The organism is Thalassobacillus devorans (assembly GCF_011761345.1).
Classification (GTDB): domain Bacteria; phylum Bacillota; class Bacilli; order Bacillales; family Halobacillaceae; genus Thalassobacillus; species Thalassobacillus devorans.
On the sequence record NZ_JAASRY010000004.1, the window covers coordinates 45,087 to 64,525 of the forward strand.

Sequence of the window (19,439 nt, forward strand, 5' to 3'; positions counted from 1 at the left end):
CCTCCTATCTTTATTAACGTGTTTTTCTGGAAGCCTCGGCTGGTTTCGATACGATATTTATTTTCAATTTATTTTCAATCCATGCGATCACTCTTGCAGCAAAAAAGATAATTTTCGTAGAAGAGTGAATAGCTAAAAACTTGCCGATAGCTTTACCGCCGACAGTCAGTGCTGCAACTATACTAGTCATAATAACAGAAATAGTTATTTGCAACGTAGATCCTTCCGAATGACCAAATGAATTGGCCAGCTGGATGACCACAATAGCAGAGGCCGTCCCACTAACGATACCGGAAATATCTCCTATAACGTCATTACAGAAGCTCGCGAACCGGTCGGCATTTCGGACAATGAGGATCGCTTGTTTGGCTCCAGGAACTTTTTCTGCAGCCATTGCATGGAATGGCGGTTCTGAGGCAGCAGTTGCTGCAATTCCTAACATATCAAATATAACACCAACCAGCACTATAAGGAAAACGATAACTAACCCTATATACCAGATTACACCGCTCAGTACCGAAGAAGAAATCACTGAAAAAATAGCCGCTAACACAAATGTGATAACGGCGATACTTATACTGAATCTTAATGATTTTTTTAATTGATTATCCATTTATAACCTCTATCAGTTTGGTAATTATTTTATGTAAGAAAAGGAATGGTCACCCAATAGGTAAAAATTGCAGCTTAGGTCCAGTAGGTTTTCCCATCCAGGTGCCGAATGTCACCATTCTGGCGGTTCCCCTTTAAACCCGGATCGACTCCGTCTCCGAAAGTCGGACTGGATTACCACTTAGTCCGCACTATAATTCCTATTGTGTGTCTTGGCAAACAGTCTAGGAGATTTCCTCAACAGCCTTTGACCGTTCCTTAGCCTCTTTTGCAGGCTTGATTTCATATGGCGAAAAGGCTGCATAAAATGGTGGCCATCCATTTTAATGCATCTTTAATTCCATAATCCCCTCAAGTCCACTCAAGGCAGGCTACGCTGCTCATACAGAATTCCTCCATATGAAGCAGGTTCATACCCCATTCCATCGTGGTTTCCGGCTAAGAAACCACCACAGATATGGGCCTCCGCGGAAGCGGGGTCAACGCCCACATGCCTTTGTGGATCGCCCCACTACCTTAACTCCCAGCATCGACCCAAGGCTGGGCGCCTCAAGCCAACACAAGGAACTTCATCGATATGCCCTTTGGCGGATTTTTAGGCCCGCCTTCAGGAACGGAGGGCTGACTAGAATACTGCACCATCCCTTATGTACTTAATAATATACCATAAACGTCAGACTTCCTCAATTAAACAATACTTTTAATGATCTCTGTCGCTAAGGTGATCGATCAAGGTGAAAAGCATCGTATTCCCCACCTCAGCCTCTCTAAGGGAAGTTTTTGCCCGATTCACATAGAGGTTTTTAGTTTTAAGGGAACCTTCTATTCCAAGTATACCTGGATAAGTACTTTTGTTATTAATAGTATCACTGCCCACTGGTTTACCAAGTTTAGCTGCGTTACCACTGACATCAAGAATATCATCCTGGATTTGAAAAATAATTCCTAATAAGTCAGCGGTTTCTACGAGAGATTGTAGCTGACTTTCATTTGCTCCTCCAATGTAAGCCCCGGACATTAAAGCGTAACTGATCAGCCTTCCAGTTTTCAAGTGATGAATCTGCTCCAGGTTTTCCAGTGGAATTTCTTTGCCTTCGCTTTCCATATCCATCAATTGGCCTGCTACCATTCCAAGGGCACCGCTTGCTATCGAAAGCTTTTTCACCAGGTGTACCTTCTGTATATCAGATAGACCTTCCGCTTCCATGATAGTTTGGAAACTTAAAGTCAACAAAGCATCTCCAGCTAGAATAGCTGTCGCTTCATCGAATTTTTTGTGATTGGTCGGCTGTCCTCGACGTAAATCATCATCATCCATAGCCGGCAGGTCATCATGTATCAAAGAATAAGTATGAATCATTTCCAGAGCCGCCGCTACAGGGAGAACGTCCTTCTTCTTACCGCCAAAGGCTTCACAGGCAGCCATCATTAAAATTGGACGCAGCCGTTTACCACCGGCCCGGATAGAGTATAGCATGGAGGTTTTTAAGCTGGACAGGATTGGTTTATTGGTAATATAATCTTCCAGATAATCATTGATGAGAGCCTGGTGTTGTTCTAAATAAAAAGAAAGTGACTGATCCACTATTCTTCCTCCTGCACCGAAAACGGTTCGAATTCGCCATGTTCATTCATGATCTGCTGCATTTGCTGTTCCACGCGATTCAATTTTTCACTGCATGTTTTCGAAAGTTTCATTCCTTCTTGATAATAATTGATCGCCTTTTCCAAAGGGACATCGCCTTCTTCAAGTTTTTCTACTAGAGACTCGAGTTGCTCAATCGCTTCTTCAAAGCTCAGCTCTTTATAGTTTTCACTCATATTCATCCTCCTCAATCCCCCAAACCTGACAGTCCAAACTTCCATTTTGAAGTTTTAATTGGATGGCTTCTCCAGGCTGAACCGATTCTACTCCCCTAATTACATTTCCACTTTCATTGAAAGGAATAGCATACCCTCTTTTCATTATGTCCAGTGGATTCAAAAGGGTCATTTTTTCCAGTAAATTATTAAACTGTTTTTGCTTCTCATTCAATTGTATGCCTATCTCCCGGTTTAAACGCTGACTCAGTAGTTCGATCCGTTCCTTCGTTTGTTTTACTTGTCTTTCAGGATGATGCTGATGCAGCCTGGTATTAATATGCTTTAAGGTATCTAATTTTTGCTTTTGGTGTGTTTCCATACGCTTGTTCAATGAATCAATCAACCGGTCAAGTTGTTGTTCTTTTTGACGCGTCAGTTGTGCCGGGTATTTAAAAGCATAAGAGCGCTTAAGGCGGTCCAACCGCTTCCATGCTGCTGTATGTTCATTTTGCAAAGCACGGTGAAGCCGCTGATTCAATACCATGATTCTTTGATTTAGCTCCACTTGTGATGGCACCGCTAATTCCGCTGCGCCGGTTGGTGTAGCCGCACGAATATCTGCCACAAAATCACTGATAGTATAATCCGTTTCATGCCCTACAGCTGAAATGACAGGGATATGAGATTCAGCAATTGCACGAGCAACCGCCTCCTCATTAAAACTCCATAAATCCTCAATTGATCCTCCGCCCCTGCCGACAATCAAGACATCGAATGCCCCTATACGGTTAGCATATTCAATAGCCTTGACTATGGAATCCTTCGCTCTTTCTCCTTGCACTAACACTGGCAATACTGATCGTTTCACCACCGGATATCTTCGATTTATGGTGGTTAAAATATCCCGGATGGCGGCTCCTGTAGGGGAGGTGATAATGCCGATATGCTTCGGATAGACAGGCAGCTGTTTTTTCGTGGCTGGTTCAAACAGACCTTCTTTTTCAAGCTTTTCTTTCAGTTGTTCAAAAGCGAGATACAATGCTCCTATTCCATCAGGTTCCATTTCGTGGATATACAACTGATATTGACCCATCGGTTCATATACTCCGATTTCTCCTCTAACGAGGACATTCATCCCATTTTCCGGAGTGAATTTTAGAAATCGATTATTCCCCGCAAACATCACAGCCTGTAGTCTCGCTTTATCATCCTTTAAGGAAAGGTACATATGTCCCCTGCTATGATGTTTGAAGTTTGAAATTTCTCCACGCAGCCATACTTCCTTCAAATGAGGATCTGATGAAAATTTACGCTTGATATATTTTGTAAGAGCTGTAACTGTTAAATAGCGATCGTCCACGTGAAAAGCTCCTTTTATATGACATTATAAATTTTTTTAGCAGCTTTAATCGTGTTATGTAATAACATGGTAATTGTCATCGGCCCAACACCTTTTGGCACTGGAGTAAGATGGGAGGCAATTGGCTCAACGGAGTCAAAGTCGACGTCACCTACTAGTTTTCCATCTACCCGGTTGACACCTACATCAATAACGACCGCACCTTCTTTAATATGCTTACCAGTAACGAGACCAGCTTTTCCTGCCGCAACAATAACTATATCAGCTTGTTTTGTATGATAACCCAAATCAGGAGTTTTAGAATGGCAATAGGTAACGGTTGCGTGTTCATTCAATAACAGTTGACCAACGGGTTTACCCACGAGGTTACTGCGCCCAACCACTACTACATGCTTTCCTTTTATGTCGATTTCCGCCTTTTTCAAAATTACTAATATCCCATATGGTGTACAAGGATAAAAGGTATCCTGCCCTGTCATCATTCTTCCGACATTTATCGGATGAAAGCCATCTACATCTTTTGCCGGATCAATCGCTTCAATCACTTTCTGCTCCGATATATGTGCTGGTAACGGCAGTTGAACGAGAATGCCATGCACAGATTCCTCAGCATTTTGCTCTGCGATTAAATCTAATAATTCTTGTTCAGAAGTTGTTTCAGGCATTTCAATCAAGTTAGATTCCATGCCAACCTTTTCCGATGCCTTTTGCTTTCCTCTTACATAGGAAAGTGATGCTGGATCTTCCCCGAGAATGATGACTGTCAATCCTGGTACAATATTTTTGGTTTTTAACTCTGCTACTTCCTGCTTCATTTCTTCGCGAAGCTCTGCTGCCAATTCTTTTCCATATATGATATTTGCACCCACACGAAACAACCCCTCTACATTTATTTGGTCATTTTAGATAATACACCATTGACGAACTTCCCGGATTTCTCGTCTCCGAAGACTTTCGCCAATTCCACTGCTTCATTGATTGCTACCTGCGCAGGAACGTCCTCCACAAAATCCATTTCATACACTGCCATTCGCAATAGAGTTTTTTCCACTAGTGGAAGACGCTTTATCGTCCAATTTTCCAGGTGATTTGAAATTTTTTCATCCAGTACTTGCTTCTGAGCAAAAACACCATGAATCAATTGCTCCATAAATGCATCACTCTTTGTTTCTTCTAATACATGTTCGATTGCCTCTTCCATATCGATATCATTGACGTCAACTTGAAATAATACTTGAAAAGCTTTCTCGCGAGCTAGGTGTCGTTTCATGTTTTAATCTCCTTTAAATCCTCTTTAACGTTATATCCGTATGCATGATAACATTTTATCACTCGAAAAGCTATATTAAACCCACACCTGGCCTGCATTCAGAAGATTCATTTTAATGAATCCCTTTTCATATCCCTATATTGAATTTTGGGGGCAAAAACGCAGTCATTATTTCATAAGATGCTTATTCAACTAAAGGCCGAAAAGTCGAAGACTTGATTTCAAGATATTGGTTGGAGGAGCGAGGCGTGGGGAACGAGTCGCTTTCCACGGGAGTTCGTTGAGCCTCCTCGAGCTAACGCTCTGCGGGGTCTCACCTGGAACTCTTTTCCCGTAGGAGTCTCCCCGCTCCCCCACGCCCTTGCCATATAAGATATTCGAAATCGTGTTTTGAAAGTCCAGACATATTTTGTGATGAGAATCCTATTACAATGGTAAGTTGACCGTATTTTCTGCTCCAAAAGCCCTCTATTTTGATCGAAGTTTCGAGAAACTAACGAACGTTTGGTGGCTGGGAAAACGGTGAGACTCCAGTGGGATGAACATGAGCGGTGAGATCCCGCAAGGCGAAGCCTGAGGAAGCTCACCACATGCCCACGGAAAGCGATCCGTTTTCCCCGCCACAATAATCGCAATCAAAAGTCTCGAAACTGAGTCATCAGTAAAAGGGAGCTTAAATGGAAAATCAATGCGTTGCTTTAACAGGACTTATAAATTAAAAAAGCCATAGATCTCAGCTAGAGAGACCTATGACGTTTATTTTATTGTTCTTCTACTACTTCGTCTTCTTTCAGTTCCATTTGAACACCAACGACATGGATATTGATTTCATTTATTTCTAATGCCGTCATGTTTATTAAAGCCTGGCGGATATTGTCCTGAATTTTTTGAGCTGCAGCCGGGATCGCAATGCCATAGTCCATAACGACAAACACGTCAATGCTTATTCCGTCATCTTCCAGCTCGACTTTGACACCTTTCCCATGATTTTTCTTCCCTAACCGTTCTACAACCCCTGAAGCAAAGTTTCCACGCATGGATGCTACCCCTGCTACTTCAGAAGCAGCAATCCCCGCAATGACCTCTATGACTTCCGGGGCAATCTCAACATTTCCTAGTGAAGAATCACTGCTTACATTCAATAAGCGCTGTTCACTCATTCCGTTCACTCCTTCCCCACTATTCATCTTTCATTATAGTATATTTCTCTAAAAATTTTGTGTTGAAGTCTCCGCCGACAAAAACAGGATGTTTCATCATTCGCTGATGAAATGGGATAGTGGTTTTGATGCCATCGACAACAAACTCATCCAACGCCCGGCTCATCCGGTTGATAGCTTCTTCTCTTGTTCTTCCATAAGTGATCAATTTAGCAATCATGGAATCATAGTATGGAGGAATCATGTAACCTTGGTAAGCTGCAGAATCCACTCTTACCCCCAAACCTCCTGGCGGCAGGTACATTTCTATTCTCCCAGGTGAAGGCATAAAATCTTTGAATGGATCCTCTGCATTAATTCGGCACTCCAGCGCCCATCCTTCAAATGTTATATCTTCCTGAGCGTATTCAAGCTTCTCATTTGAGGCTACTTTGATTTGTTCTTTGATCAAATCCACTCCAGTGACCATCTCAGTGACTGGATGTTCTACCTGAATACGTGTATTCATTTCCATGAAGTAGTAAGTATTCTGCTCCTGGTCAAATATAAATTCAACAGTCCCTGCTCCCGAATAATCAACAGCCAGCGCGGCTCTTACAGCTGCTTCACCCATATCCGCCCTGATTTCCGAAGTGATGGCAGGGGACGGAGTTTCTTCAATCAACTTCTGTAAACGACGTTGAATTGAACAATCCCGTTCTCCTAAATGAATTGCATTACCGAAATTATCAGCTAATACTTGAATTTCCACATGGCGGAAATCTTCAATGAATTTTTCGATATAAACTCCAGGATTTCCAAAAGCTTTTTCTGCTTCATTTTGAGTGACCCGGATCCCTTTAACCAATTCATCCTGGTCACGGGCAACACGGATACCTTTACCGCCACCGCCAGCAGTTGCTTTTATGATAACAGGATAACCAATCTCCTCTGCAACTTTCAGCCCGTCGTCCTCATCTGCAATAATCCCTTCGGACCCTGGAACTACAGGTACACCTGCTTCTTTCATCGTTTCACGAGCAACATCTTTTGTGCCCATTTTTGAAATAGCATATGCAGATGGCCCCACAAAGGTCACATTACATTCTTCGCACATCTCCGCAAACTCTGCATTTTCAGAGAGAAAACCGTACCCCGGGTGTATGGCATCTACATCTGTCAACTTGGCCAGGCTCATAATATTTGTATAATTTAAGTAACTGTCTTTACTCAGTGTCGGGCCGATGCAATAAGCTTCATCTGCAAGCTGAACGTGCAAGGCTTCTTTATCAGCTTCTGAATAAATCGCCACTGTTTCAATGCCCATTTCTTTACAAGCCCTTATGATACGAACTGCAATTTCACCTCTATTGGCAATCAACAACTTTTTAATCATACAGCTACCCCCATTAAACGGTCTTAACCCGGAAAAGTGGCTGTCCGTATTCGACTAGTTCTCCATCTTCTGCCAATATTTCTACGATTTCTCCGGATACTTCCGCTTCGATTTCATTAAATAATTTCATCGCTTCTACAATACACACCACAGAGTCAGGTTTTACCTTATCGCCAACTCTTACATATGGATCACTATCTGGTGAGGAAGCAGTATAGAAGGTTCCGACCATCGGTGAGGTAACCTCTGCATCATAATCTGACTGGGAAGCTGCTGGTGCTTCTTGCTTGTTCTCTTCCTGCGCAGGTTTTTGTTCTGTTTTTTCTTTTACCGGCTCTGGTTGTGGCTGCTTTTCTTCTTGAACAGGAGCCGCAGCTTGCACAGGTTCTTGCAGTTGCTGGCTGACAACTTGTCCGCCTTGTTTTTTCATGGTTACTTTTGTTCCGTTTGTTTCAAAACAGAATTCATCGATTTTAGAATCATCAATTAATCTAATTAATTCTCGGATTTCTTGAACCTTCAACATAGATGGCACCCCTTGTTTTTTTATTACGGATTTAATAACAGGTATTAATAACTCCTTATAACATTCTACGATAAAAGCAGTAGAAACTTCAACTTTGTACAAAAGCGTTTTCCATTTAGTTAACTATTACTGTTCCCAACCTTCATTTGAATTAAGAACTGGAACCCCATTTGTCCTGATTTACCATCTCGTTTCACCCCACAAATAAAAAAGACCTCTCTGAGAGAGATCTTTTTTATTTAGTTAGATGGTTGGAATTTTACCCTGACTGGTTTTTCACCAAACTCATCGACTGCCATTTTAATGATATTGTTTGTTTCTTTTTTAGAAAGTTCATTTGCTTTGACGGTTACATTAATGACATCCTCTTCCACTCGAACCAAGACATCATCATACTGAGCATTTGCCTGAATGGTCGTTTCTAGAATCGACTCTTTTGTTTGTAGTTCCTGTAACTGTTGCATTTCCTGTAAAGCATCATTTTTTTCATCTGCGCTATAATCACTGGAGGCTACGATATCAGATAATTGCTCATGCTGTTTGTCTCTTGCATCTTGCTTTTGCATACGGATGGCAGCAAACATCTCTTCCGCTGACATTTGGCTGATAATTGTGCCCTCTTCATTATTTGCATCAGCTGCCATGTCATCTCCTGATTCGTTCTGGTTCCATTCCTCATCATTGATGAACGCCATTTCATCGCCTTCTGGTGCCGTCATATAATAAACACTCAACACAATCATCAGACTCAACATTGTCAATAACCAAACGGTTTGCTTTTTAACCATTACTCTTCCCCCTTATTAATTTTTAGGCATGACCGATACTCTATGACTCGGTACATCCATCACTCTTGAGACTGCTTCGACTACCCATTGCTTTACTTGCATATGATCTACACCTTTTGCTACCACCAACACCCCTTTGACATTAGGTTTTTTTGTTTGTATCAATAATGGAAGCTCCTGATCGCCTTGCCTTACCAACACCAGCTGCTGCTCCCGGGAATAATCTTCGATACTCCTCTCCCCACCGTTTTTATCTGATTCTTCAGTGGTCTGCTTTCCAATAATAAGGTTTTTGTCGTAAACCTTTTCTTTGGTTGCTTCAAGGTTGATCATTACTTCTACCTCACTCACTCCCTTTATATTTTCTATTAACGGTGTGAGCTGTTTTTCATAGCTTTTTTCAAGATCCTTGATCCCTTCTTCTGTATCGGCGTTGTGAACAGCAGTTTCTGCAGCAGCGCCCGGATCTGGCTGTGTGGACAAATCAATTGGGTCCGGGGAAGATTTTTGAAAAATGTTCCCAACCATTAACAGCAAAAGACCAATCAATCCGACTAGGACGATATAGCCTCTTTTATTGAGCTTTTTACCGTCATCTTTTTTTAAGAAGGAAAAAATCTCCTGCCATTTACTCATTTGCACCCTCCCATTGAATCGTGATTCTGTCTTGGTCCAACTGCCAAAGTTCTGCTAAATAAGTTACGATTGCTTCATTAGTCTGCTCGTCCTTTTCTTCCGCAGGTTTGTCTAAGTCAATATCAATGTGCTCAATGGATTCCACTGTTTCAGCCTCTTTCAAAGACACCTGGACAGTTTCCAGATGTTCCAGGTCTTTCACTTCATCTTTGAACAGGAAGGTAATATCCATTATTTCAGCGGTGAAGTCCTGGGCAAGCCTTTCTTCTGCGTGAGATTTCATTTGGACAACCATTTGTTCTAATATATATGCATCCTGTGTGGCTTGTATTTCACTTTTCTTTGTTTCAACTGATTTTTTTAACGCTTCTTCTTTCACTATCTCGGTCGAGAATGTTTGAGCCTGTGTTTGAATCAACTGGTTTACATCCGTGTTGAATAATCGGAACAATGGATTGAGGAAAATTAAGACGAGTATGAGAGAAATAGCCAACCTGGCATACTTTTGCATTTGTCCAGAAGGAAGCAGGAAATCGATCACCATTGCCAGCAATAAAAAAATAACTATTTCCGTCACCCATTGAATAATGAATGCCACGGTTTTTCCTCCTTATCGAACCATCATGGTCAAGTTACTGGATGCCACTAATATGGCAATTAACAGGAAGAACATAAAGGTAACAGTAAGTAAACAAGCAAATATATATAAGATATGTTTGCTGATAATAGAAATACTTGTTACTACCGGCCCGTTCCCTATTGGCTGAAGGACTGCAGCTGCAATTTTAAAAGTGAGCGCAATTGCCAGTACTTTTAGAGCTGGAAATAAAGCTAGTCCAATCACTATGATTACACCCGCCAAACCGATTGTGTTTTTCAATAATAAAGAAGCGCCCAATACTGTATCTGTTGCATCCGTGAACAGCCTGCCGATTACAGGAACAAAATTACCTGTAACGAACCTCGCCGTTTTCATCGCCACTCCATCCTGTATGGCCGTGGCTGCCCCCTGTACAGAAATAACACCTAAAAATATCGTCAGGAAAGTTCCGATTAGCCCAAGGCCAATATTTCTTAACAGTTGAGCCAGCTGATCCACTTTATATTTGTCTGTCAATGAACTTGTCATTAACAGGAGAGCTGACAAGTAAAAGAGCGGTAAAACCACCTTCGATATAAGGACACCACTTATCTGAATAAGAAAGATTATAATAGGATGAAAAAATGATAAAGACACTAAGTGTCCGAACGTTGCCATTATGCCAAGCAACAATGGTAAAAGCCCGATAATGAATCCACTCATAGCATCGATAGCATCACTGGTATAAGAAACCGCCAAATGAAAACTGTTTAGCGCAAGCATAATCAGCACAAGGTAAACGATCATATAGGCGACTTTGCTAACAGCAGTTTGTTCAAAAGCACTTTGTAATGTATGCAGGACCGTTATGAACAAAGTCAGAAAAATCAAACTTCCCAGCAATTTCCCGTTCGCAATCAGCTCATGAAAAAGATATTTAAGGAACCCGTTCAACCAATCCATGACCGTCAACTCAGAAGATTGTTTGGCAAAATCCTTTATATTCATCTGTTTCAATTCAGGTAAATAGCCCCCATACTCCCGGACAATAGAACTCCAATATTCATTTAATTCTCCAAAGTCTATATTTTCCATCAGTGGCTCGGGACCAGTCGGCTGACTTGGCTCGGCAGCTATTGGGTCAGGTGCTAGCAATATTCCTATCACTATTAAAAAAACTAAGGAGGGCCATTTCATTTATGCCCATCCCCCTTCTATCATCATTATCCAGGGAAGAACCCTAATATCGCTTCAATTAAAGCCGTCAGAATTGGAATGGATAAGAGCAGAATGAATACCTTTCCTGCTAACTCAATTTTTGAAGCGATAGAAGACAACCCTGCGTCCTTTGTCAAATGAGCGCCGAATTCCGCAATATAAGCAATACCGATTATTTTTAAGATTGTCTCGACATACACCCCATGGATGTTCGCTTTTCCCGCCATATAATCAATCAACTTAAAGATATGAGAGATTTGCTGGATGAGAGCCAGGAATATGATCAGCCCAGTGAAGATAGCAAGCATGAAGGCTAAAGATGATTTTTGTTCTTTTAAAAGCAATATCAATATACTGGATACAATTCCAATCCCCACAATTTGTAAGATATCCATTACAAATTATCCTTGAAATAAAAATACCGATTTGATTTGCTGGAACAAATCAGCTAGTCCATTCAGAACGATAAAAAGAACGATGATGAATCCGACAAGGGTAACCACTTGGGCAATTTCTTCTTTTCCCATTTGCTTTAATATGCTATGAATCATTGCTACGATAATTCCTATTCCTGCAATTTGAAATAAAACCGTTGCATCTTGGATCACGATCTTCGGCCTCCTCCTTAGATGAGTAACAATACGATAAGTAATCCTGTCAAGAACCCTAGTCCCTTGACAGTTTTGTTGTATTGATGATAAATACTCAGAGCCTCTTCCAACTCTCTGTCCAGATGGCTTAATGCTAACTGTACTTGTTTTCTTTGATGTATAAGATCCTGTTGTCCAAGCGTCTGCCCAAATTGTTTGAGTATTTCCTTTTCATTTTCTCCTAGCGAAGTGTAGACCCAATGACGATCAAGTTCTTCCGTCCATACCTGGCTGAAGTCTACCCCACCTTTGTGCTTGTTTGACGCTACTTCCCGAAAAAACCAGGAGATTGGTTCCTGCAGCTGCTTAGAAAGATAGGAACATGCCTCCAGGAGCGGGGTCTGCCCATAAACCATTTCTGATTCCAATATCTGTAAGGCGTGCTTCCATTGCTTAATTTGTCTAGGTCGCTGTTTGAATTTGCGTGCAACCTCAAACCCTACCCATGTGGTGGCGGCTAGTAATAACAGGGCTCCTATCCACTTCATGCGCATTCCCTCCTGCAGTCACATCCATGATGTTCTCTCTTTCATCCAAAATCATCGCTCTGCCTGCTGGATTGCCACTGCCGCTTTTCTGTAAAAGGACAAACCGTTTGAAAACATGCTGGTCCAGCAACTGTTTTATTGAAGGACGTTTTCGTAGTTCTTTTAAGTTATTTCCATGCACAGTACAATATAAAGTTACGCCGGCGTTGATTGCTTCTTGAATAGCATCTACATCCCGTTGATGTCCGATTTCATCGACTACCAATACGTCTGGCGACATGGATCGGATCATCATCATCATTCCTTCTGATTTGGGACAAGCATCCATAATATCCGTCCGCCGTCCTAAATCAAGTTGAGGAACCCCATGGATACTGGCCCCTATTTCCGATCTCTCATCAATAACAGCAACTTTTTTTGCTGCGACTCCTTTCCATCCAGTACTGATATGGCAGGTAATATCCCGTAACAAAGTTGTTTTTCCAGTCTGTGGAGCCCCTATAATCAACGTATTGCAATAATTACCTTTATGAACAAGGCGACCCATCAGTCCCTGGGCAGCCCCACGCTTTTCTCTTGCAATCCGAATATTAAAGGAAGAAATATAACGGATAGCCTGTACAGCACCATTGCTCGTGTTGACTTTACCTGCCAGTCCGATCCGATGGCCCCCATTTACTGTGATAAAACCCTCTCGCAACTCATCTTCCAATCTATAAAGAGAAAACTGACTGACTTGATTAAGAATATGATTTTTTTCCGTTTCTGTAGGAACCAAATGTTCTAGCCATGTATAATCCTGGTAGTAGACTACCTCCAGTGGCTGTCCAACTCTGACCCTTATTTCATGAACTGTATTCCAGTCCACCGCTTCCTCAAGCGCCTTCTGCATAACGGGAGGAAATAAATTCACAATCTCTCTCAACAAGACCACCCCATCTACCAGCTCTTTAATGTAAATGTATGCACCACGAGATGGTATATGACTATCTCAGAAGCGGAAAGATTATGTTCAGTAAACTATTAACGAGCAAACTAAAAGAACACCAGTACATGATTGGTGCTCTTTTAGTGTGCTCGTTAATATGGAAAACGCTGCTTTGAATGCAGCACAATTTCAGGCCCTGAAACTCTTTACATTTCCTTAGCAATGGGAAATAGCAAGAGGCCATTCAATTCCGGCCTGCCTGGTTTTGACAAAAAAAGCTGCCCCGGAAAGTCTATTGCAGACTTAAGGGACAGCTCTACTATTATATTTAGCCTCGTGAAACATATTTTCCGTCAGAAGTATTGATAATCAGTGTGTCTCCTTCATTTACGAAAAATGGTACTTGTACGACGAGTCCTGTTTCGACTGTCGCTGGTTTTGTGCCACCGCTTGCTGTATCGCCTTTGACACCTGGCTCGGTTTCTGTAACTTCAAGTTCCACATTATTTGGCAACTCGATACCGATAACTTCTCCTTGATAGGTTTGGATACTTACTTCCATATTCTCTTTCAGGAATTTAAGTTCACGTTCGATTTGATTTGTTTGTAATTCGAGTTGCTCATAGGTATGACTATCCATGAAAGTATGGGCGCCGCCGGATGAATACAAGTATTGCATTTTATTCGTTTCAATATGGGCACGCTCTACTTTTTCTCCACCCCGGAATGTTTTCTCCTGGATATTCCCATTCCTTAAATTACGAAGTTTTGACCTTACAAATGCAGCACCTTTACCAGGCTTGACATGCTGGAATTCAACAACAGACCAGATCTCTCCGTCTACTTCAATGGTCAAACCGGTTTTAAAATCATTTACTGAAATCATTAAAATCTCTCCTTTTCCCTGCGTTCTCTTTACAACGTAATTAATTCTTTAGGTGATTGGCTCAGACGCTCATTACCTGTTTCCGTAACAAGAGCATCATCTTCAATTCTGCAACCGCCTACTCCCGGCACATAGATGCCAGGTTCTACTGTGACTACCATTCCAGCTTCCAAAACTTTGTCGCTGCGAGGTGACAAACCAGGACCTTCATGAACATCCAATCCTAATCCATGCCCTGTAGAATGACCAAAATATTCACCGTAACCCTTTTCTTTAATATAATCACGTGTCAGGTCATCTGCTTCTTTGCCTGTAATTCCAGCAGCTAACCCTTTCATACCGCGTAACTGCGCTTCTAGTACGGTATCATAAATTTCCTTCAGCTCATCACTGATCTGCCCTACAGCAACTGTTCGGGTGATATCAGAACAGTAACCTTTATATAATGCCCCGAAATCCAAGGTGACAAGTTCTCCAGACTGGATCTCTTTCTCCGAAGCTACACCGTGAGGATAAGCAGATCTTTCTCCAGAAGCTACGATGATGTCAAAACTTGAGGAAGTGGCTCCTTGCTTACGCATAAAGAATTCAAGTTCATTGGCCACATCAATTTCTCTTATACCGGGTTTAATGTAAGAAAGGATGTGATCGAAAGCGTCATCTGCGATTTTAACAGCATCCTTTAATATATTAATCTCTTCATCTGTCTTTATCAACCTCAACTTTTCCACCAGACCAGAGGTAGGTACGAGCTCAGCGCCTAACTTCTCTTCGTACTGACGATGACTGCCATATGTAAGTAAGTCTTGTTCGAAACCGGCAGTCTTCACTCCTAATCGGTCGACCTGGGCAGCAATCTCGTCGACTAATGACTGCTTATGTTCCACTATTTCATAACCTTTCGCCTGTTCCTCAGCCTGTTTCGTGTAACGAAAATCCGTAATGAGCAACGCAGCTTCCGCTGTGATTAGTACTGCCCCGGCAGTTCCGGTGAAATTGGTCAGGTACCGTCTGTTTTTATCACTCGTTACTAATATGGCGTCCAAGTCCATGTCTTGTATGCTTTGTCTAATTCCCCTCATCTTATCCATATTTATCTTCTCCCTTCGAGACTTTCTATTAATGCTAACGCAGCCAGGCGATAACCAAGGAGGCCGAATCCGACGATTTGCCCCTGGCAGACTGGGGCCAGCATCGAATGATGCCGGAATGATTCCCGCTGATGGACATTTGAAATATGAACTTCCACTACAGGAACTTCTATAGCACTGATAGCATCCCGCAAGCCAATGCTCGTATGCGTATATGCCGCAGGGTTAAAAATTATACCTTCATATTTTCCTTCTGCCTGTTGAATGGCATCGATCAGCTCACCTTCATGGTTCGATTGATATTCATCCACTTCGATTCCCTTTTCAGTAGCAGTTTCTCTTGCCAGCTTTACAGCATCATCCAGTGTGCCATGCCCGTATATACCCGGCTCTCTTTTTCCTAATAAATTTAAGTTTGGTCCATTTAAAACCAGCAAGCGTTTCATCATGATCTCTCCATTGCTTCATAGAATATTCACACAAATCAATCTTATCATACTTCCATAGGCTAGTAATAATCATTTCCCTGAAGCATCACCATCAGCTGGCTGATTAAGATCATGATATTCATATGATATGGAATACCCGATAAAGGCACCGTATAAAACAAATAAGCAAATCGTTGTGATAATCGTATCGCTTGTCATATCCGGAAGAGCAGGAACAGCTGCAAAAATTGGGTTCAATAAATAAAATATGATCCCCCACACGGCTCCCCCGTACAATACGCCAGGCATAATACCATTTGTTTTTTTCAAAGCTAGGTAATAAACAAGGGCACCTGCTATGGATATCAGGCTAACACCAATGACTCCCAGTACTTCCCCTAAAAAGGAACTTGTCCAGCCAGTCTGCCAGAATGAACGAATTAAGAATGAAGCAGGCGATACTTCCGTAAAATTAAAATAGTAAGAGAGTGCCCCGAATATACTCCATACCATTCCGCCGACAAATCCGGTCAGTAAAGATTTATTCAAGATACTTATTGGTTTTTCCTGTTGGTTTTGTTCTAATTGTGTCTTATCCATCTTCAACACCTCCATCTGCTAGTTTCTCCCTTTAGCATCAAATAATTCTTAAACAGGGCTCATATGAAGAAAAGGGGCTAGTGATACTATGGGATTTGCTGTAAAATATAAGATAAGAGGTAAATTACAACGTAAGGTTGGTGTACTATGTCCGAAAAAAAAGCAACAGCATACGGCGGGCAGGCTGTAGTAGAAGGCGTTATGTTCGCCGGTAAAAAAAGCTATGTAACTGCCATACGTAGAAAAGATAAAAGTATTGAATATTTTGAGCTGGAACGGAAAGAATCTAAAATAGCAAATCGTTTAAAAAAGATCCCATTATTAAGAGGTCTCGTTTCTCTCATTCAAGCAAGCGCAAATGGAACCAAACATTTAAACTTTTCTACTGAAAGATACGATGTACACCCAGATGATGACGAGCAGATCGAAAAAGAAGAAGAGTCTTCTAAATTAGCTATGATTTTAGGTGTGGGGGCCATTGGTGTATTATCTTTTTTCTTTGGAAAACTTATTTTCACGGTTACTCCTGCTTTAGTAGCTGACTTCTTTGAACCTGTCATCTCTGGAAGGTTCGGCCAGGTCGCATTGGAAAGCCTATTCAAACTCATTTTATTACTGGCTTATATCTACTTCATTTCCATGACACCCATTATTAAGAGAGTATTCCAGTATCATGGGGCTGAACATAAAGTAATTAATGCGTATGAAAATGGGGCCCCACTGACCGTAGAAGGAGTACAAAAGCAATCACGTCTGCATTACCGTTGTGGATCCAGCTTTATTTTATTTACAGTTATCGTTGGGATGTTTGTTTATATGTTTGTTGCCACAGATCCACTGTGGTGGAGGATCGTTAACCGGATCTTTCTCATACCGATCGTTATTGGGCTTTCCTTTGAAGTTTTACAACTAACGAATAAAGTAAGAAACGTTCCCCTTTTAAAGGTATTAGGTTACCCAGGACTGTGGCTGCAGCTCCTGACAACCAAGGAACCAAAAGACGATCAAGTGGAAGTTGCATTACATTCTTTTAAAAAAGTGCTTGAAAATGATGAAAATGACCGAAAAGGTGGTATACAGATAGTAGGGTGATCTCTTAACGATTTGAAAATGGAAGGGAGGCACATGAAAATCATGCCACGCAGTCGTATGACTCCTGTCATTTATATTTTGATTGGGCTTGCAGTCGTTGGTCTGGTAATGAAACTGGCGACAGATGCCATGGGTCTTTTGACAAACCTGTTGATTATGGTAGGTGTCGCAGCAGTTCTTTACTTCGTGCTTAATCATTTTCTGATGAAAAGAAGAGGTGGGTCATCAGATGAAATGAAAAAATACAAACAAGCTGTCAAGCAGTCGAAAAAGAAGTACAAAGGGAATGAAAGTAGTACAAAACCTACTGGAAAATCTACCTTCAATCCATCCCCTGTCCTGAATAAAAAGAAACGAAAAACAAGTGCTGCACACCTGCGAGTTATCGAAGGCAATAAAAACAAGAAAAAAAATCGAGCCTCATCCTAAGATGAAGCTCGATTTTTTATTTTCTCCATTTTCCCATAAAAATTTCCGCATGCTCTCTTCCAATTTGAATCAACTCATCTTTTTGGTTCTCATTCAAGTGAAAATCAGTTGTATCTATTGTAGTTACTGGAATAAAGAGAATATCTGCACTCTTAGATTTGGAAATATACCGCGCATCGTGCGCTTGCTTCATAGTAGAAAAAAGCGCATGGAACATTTCGATTGAATTATTGATTTTCCTTTCCGGCAGCTGGTTGGGTGGATTGCTAAGTTTCATTCCCAGTATAGGTCTGATCCGCTTGCCATCACGATTTTCCAGTGACCAAATCGGGAAATTGCTAAGCAATCCACCGTCTACTACGATAGATTTGACGTTTCCCTTGCCTTGTAATTTGACTGGACTAAAAAAATAGGGAAGTCCCGCACTCATCCTTACGGCTTTCGCTATTGGAAATTGGTAAGGGTCAATATTATAGTAGGTCTCTAAGTCATCAGGTACAACCAATATCCTCCCAAGGGTCAAGTCAGAACAAATGATCTTCAGTTTTCCATCAGGCAGATCACGAAACGTATAGATACCCTTAGCCGCAAGACGGTCATATAACCAACGTTCAAGCCGATCCCCTTTATATAAACCCATGCGAAAATACAATAACAACCATTTGGTAAAAGGGATAAGCCGGTCCACCAAAGGAGGGTCGACGAATGTTTCAAAATCTAATTCTCTGAGGACAGCTTCAAGTTCATTGACACGATATCCTGCTGCAAGCAGACTGGCGGTGATTGCTCCCGCAGAGGTTCCAGCCATCCTTTGAAAGGTATAACCTCTATTTTCCACCACCTGCAACGCTCCCACAAAGGCAAGAGCTTTTACCCCGCCCCCTGAAAAAACACCATCGATTTTCATAGGTCCCCTCCTTAGAGGCCATTTGTTTCATATATAAGGAGTTACAGGCTCGTATAGAACCGAAAAATCACGAAAAAAAGACGCCCTTTCTTCAAGGTACGTCTTTACTGCTTGGTTTTATGTGGTTTCTTTTTCATTATTTTCTTGTACTTGCCGCAGCCCTTTAATTCTTGTTTCATCTTCTTCAAAATACTGCACCAGGTCACCTATACGATCGATGGAGTTCCAGCTTAAATGGTGTTCGATGCCTTCAACATCTTCATAGATATTTTCATCATCCACACCGATGATTTCGAGGAATTGTTCCAACAATTCATGCCGGTAAACGAGACGCTTTCCTATCTTTTTACCTTTCGCCGTTAAAACAAGACCCCGGTATTTTTCATAATTCAGGTATTGGTCCCTATCCAATTTCTGTACCATTTTTGTTACAGAGGAAGGGTGGACACTCAACGCTTCTGCAATATCAGAGACCCGTGCATATCCCTTCTCCTCTATCAGCATATATATTTGTTCAATATAGTCCTCCATACTCGGTGTCGGCATGCTAATCCCCCAATACTGCCTATCTGGATATGTATAATAAAAATCATACACTAATTTCTAAAAAGT

At 41.5% G+C, this 19,439-nt stretch carries 25 protein-coding genes; 2 read left to right on the plus strand and 23 right to left on the minus strand.

Annotated elements, in window-relative coordinates:
* Positions 1-13: 13 nt before the first annotated feature.
* From FHS45_RS13305 to FHS45_RS13405, 21 genes are all read right to left on the minus strand, one after another.
* Positions 14-613, minus strand: coding sequence for a hypothetical protein (locus tag FHS45_RS13305; RefSeq protein WP_062446608.1), 600 nt, complete (start codon positions 611-613; stop codon positions 14-16).
* A gap of 699 nt (positions 614-1,312) precedes the next feature.
* A complete protein-coding gene (locus FHS45_RS13310) occupies positions 1,313-2,197 on the minus strand; it encodes a polyprenyl synthetase family protein (RefSeq protein WP_062446609.1) in 885 nt (294 codons plus the stop codon).
* Positions 2,197-2,433, minus strand: a complete 237-nt coding sequence (locus FHS45_RS13315; protein WP_062446610.1) for an exodeoxyribonuclease VII small subunit — start codon at positions 2,431-2,433, stop codon at positions 2,197-2,199. Before FHS45_RS13315 ends, FHS45_RS13310 begins: the two co-directional genes overlap by 1 nt.
* Positions 2,426-3,775, minus strand: coding sequence for an exodeoxyribonuclease VII large subunit (gene xseA / locus FHS45_RS13320; protein ID WP_062446617.1), 1,350 nt, complete (start codon positions 3,773-3,775; stop codon positions 2,426-2,428). Before xseA ends, FHS45_RS13315 begins: the two co-directional genes overlap by 8 nt.
* Positions 3,776-3,789: 14 nt before the next feature.
* Positions 3,790-4,644, minus strand: coding sequence for a bifunctional methylenetetrahydrofolate dehydrogenase/methenyltetrahydrofolate cyclohydrolase FolD (gene folD / locus FHS45_RS13325; RefSeq protein ID WP_062446619.1), 855 nt, complete (start codon positions 4,642-4,644; stop codon positions 3,790-3,792).
* Positions 4,645-4,664: 20 nt separating this feature from the next.
* The gene (nusB, locus tag FHS45_RS13330; protein ID WP_062446621.1) at positions 4,665-5,045 is read right to left on the minus strand and encodes a transcription antitermination factor NusB; all 381 of its coding nucleotides are present in this window, start codon (positions 5,043-5,045) and stop codon (positions 4,665-4,667) included.
* A 761-nt stretch (positions 5,046-5,806) separates the two neighbouring features.
* A complete protein-coding gene (locus FHS45_RS13335; RefSeq protein ID WP_062446623.1) occupies positions 5,807-6,205 on the minus strand; it encodes an Asp23/Gls24 family envelope stress response protein in 399 nt (132 codons plus the stop codon).
* A gap of 19 nt (positions 6,206-6,224) precedes the next feature.
* On the minus strand, positions 6,225-7,580 hold the full coding sequence (gene accC / locus FHS45_RS13340) for an acetyl-CoA carboxylase biotin carboxylase subunit (protein WP_062446626.1): 1,356 nt from the start codon (positions 7,578-7,580) through the stop codon (positions 6,225-6,227).
* 13 nt (positions 7,581-7,593) lie between these two features.
* The gene (gene accB / locus FHS45_RS13345) at positions 7,594-8,106 is read right to left on the minus strand and encodes an acetyl-CoA carboxylase biotin carboxyl carrier protein (RefSeq protein ID WP_062446628.1); all 513 of its coding nucleotides are present in this window, start codon (positions 8,104-8,106) and stop codon (positions 7,594-7,596) included.
* Positions 8,107-8,345: 239 nt separating this feature from the next.
* Positions 8,346-8,894, minus strand: coding sequence for a SpoIIIAH-like family protein (locus FHS45_RS13350; protein WP_062446630.1), 549 nt, complete (start codon positions 8,892-8,894; stop codon positions 8,346-8,348).
* Between the two features lie 15 nt (positions 8,895-8,909).
* Entirely contained in the window at positions 8,910-9,530 is a 621-nt protein-coding gene (gene spoIIIAG, locus FHS45_RS13355) for a stage III sporulation protein AG (protein ID WP_062446632.1), read from the minus strand.
* Complete coding sequence (gene spoIIIAF / locus FHS45_RS13360; protein ID WP_062446634.1) at positions 9,523-10,128, minus strand: stage III sporulation protein AF; 606 nt, start codon at positions 10,126-10,128, stop codon at positions 9,523-9,525. The genes spoIIIAG and spoIIIAF overlap by 8 nt, the downstream gene beginning before the upstream one ends.
* Before the next feature lie 12 nt (positions 10,129-10,140).
* Positions 10,141-11,307, minus strand: a complete 1,167-nt coding sequence (spoIIIAE, locus tag FHS45_RS13365; protein ID WP_062446636.1) for a stage III sporulation protein AE — start codon at positions 11,305-11,307, stop codon at positions 10,141-10,143.
* Positions 11,308-11,333: 26 nt separating this feature from the next.
* A complete protein-coding gene (gene spoIIIAD, locus FHS45_RS13370; protein WP_062446637.1) occupies positions 11,334-11,723 on the minus strand; it encodes a stage III sporulation protein AD in 390 nt (129 codons plus the stop codon).
* Between the two features lie 6 nt (positions 11,724-11,729).
* Positions 11,730-11,936 carry a stage III sporulation protein AC gene (gene spoIIIAC, locus FHS45_RS13375; protein ID WP_028783177.1) on the minus strand — a complete coding sequence of 69 codons (207 nt, stop codon included), beginning with the start codon at positions 11,934-11,936 and terminating at the stop codon, positions 11,730-11,732.
* Positions 11,937-11,953: 17 nt separating this feature from the next.
* Entirely contained in the window at positions 11,954-12,466 is a 513-nt protein-coding gene (spoIIIAB, locus tag FHS45_RS13380) for a stage III sporulation protein SpoIIIAB (protein WP_062446638.1), read from the minus strand.
* Positions 12,411-13,379: a stage III sporulation protein AA gene (gene spoIIIAA, locus FHS45_RS13385; RefSeq protein WP_166761416.1), complete on the minus strand. Its 969-nt coding sequence runs from the start codon at positions 13,377-13,379 to the stop codon at positions 12,411-12,413. Before spoIIIAA ends, spoIIIAB begins: the two co-directional genes overlap by 56 nt.
* A 343-nt stretch (positions 13,380-13,722) precedes the next feature.
* A complete protein-coding gene (gene efp, locus FHS45_RS13390) occupies positions 13,723-14,280 on the minus strand; it encodes an elongation factor P (protein ID WP_062446644.1) in 558 nt (185 codons plus the stop codon).
* Positions 14,281-14,309: 29 nt separating this feature from the next.
* Positions 14,310-15,371, minus strand: a complete 1,062-nt coding sequence (locus tag FHS45_RS13395) for a M24 family metallopeptidase (RefSeq protein WP_062446646.1) — start codon at positions 15,369-15,371, stop codon at positions 14,310-14,312.
* 2 nt (positions 15,372-15,373) lie between these two features.
* Positions 15,374-15,817, minus strand: coding sequence for a type II 3-dehydroquinate dehydratase (aroQ, locus tag FHS45_RS13400; protein ID WP_062446648.1), 444 nt, complete (start codon positions 15,815-15,817; stop codon positions 15,374-15,376).
* Positions 15,818-15,889: 72 nt separating this feature from the next.
* Entirely contained in the window at positions 15,890-16,399 is a 510-nt protein-coding gene (locus FHS45_RS13405) for a YqhR family membrane protein (RefSeq protein ID WP_062446650.1), read from the minus strand.
* A gap of 147 nt (positions 16,400-16,546) precedes the next feature.
* On the opposite strand from FHS45_RS13405, the gene FHS45_RS13410 reads away from it, so the two are divergent.
* Both FHS45_RS13410 and FHS45_RS13415 read left to right on the plus strand, forming a co-directional pair.
* The gene (locus FHS45_RS13410; RefSeq protein ID WP_062446654.1) at positions 16,547-17,491 is read left to right on the plus strand and encodes a DUF1385 domain-containing protein; all 945 of its coding nucleotides are present in this window, start codon (positions 16,547-16,549) and stop codon (positions 17,489-17,491) included.
* A 33-nt stretch (positions 17,492-17,524) separates the two neighbouring features.
* Positions 17,525-17,920 carry an SA1362 family protein gene (locus FHS45_RS13415; RefSeq protein WP_062446656.1) on the plus strand — a complete coding sequence of 132 codons (396 nt, stop codon included), beginning with the start codon at positions 17,525-17,527 and terminating at the stop codon, positions 17,918-17,920.
* 16 nt (positions 17,921-17,936) lie between these two features.
* On the opposite strand, the gene FHS45_RS13420 is transcribed toward FHS45_RS13415, so the two are convergent.
* Positions 17,937-18,827: a patatin-like phospholipase family protein gene (locus FHS45_RS13420; protein WP_062446659.1), complete on the minus strand. Its 891-nt coding sequence runs from the start codon at positions 18,825-18,827 to the stop codon at positions 17,937-17,939.
* A gap of 117 nt (positions 18,828-18,944) precedes the next feature.
* Positions 18,945-19,373 carry a transcriptional regulator MntR gene (mntR, locus tag FHS45_RS13425; RefSeq protein ID WP_062446661.1) on the minus strand — a complete coding sequence of 143 codons (429 nt, stop codon included), beginning with the start codon at positions 19,371-19,373 and terminating at the stop codon, positions 18,945-18,947.
* Positions 19,374-19,439 lie beyond the last annotated feature (66 nt).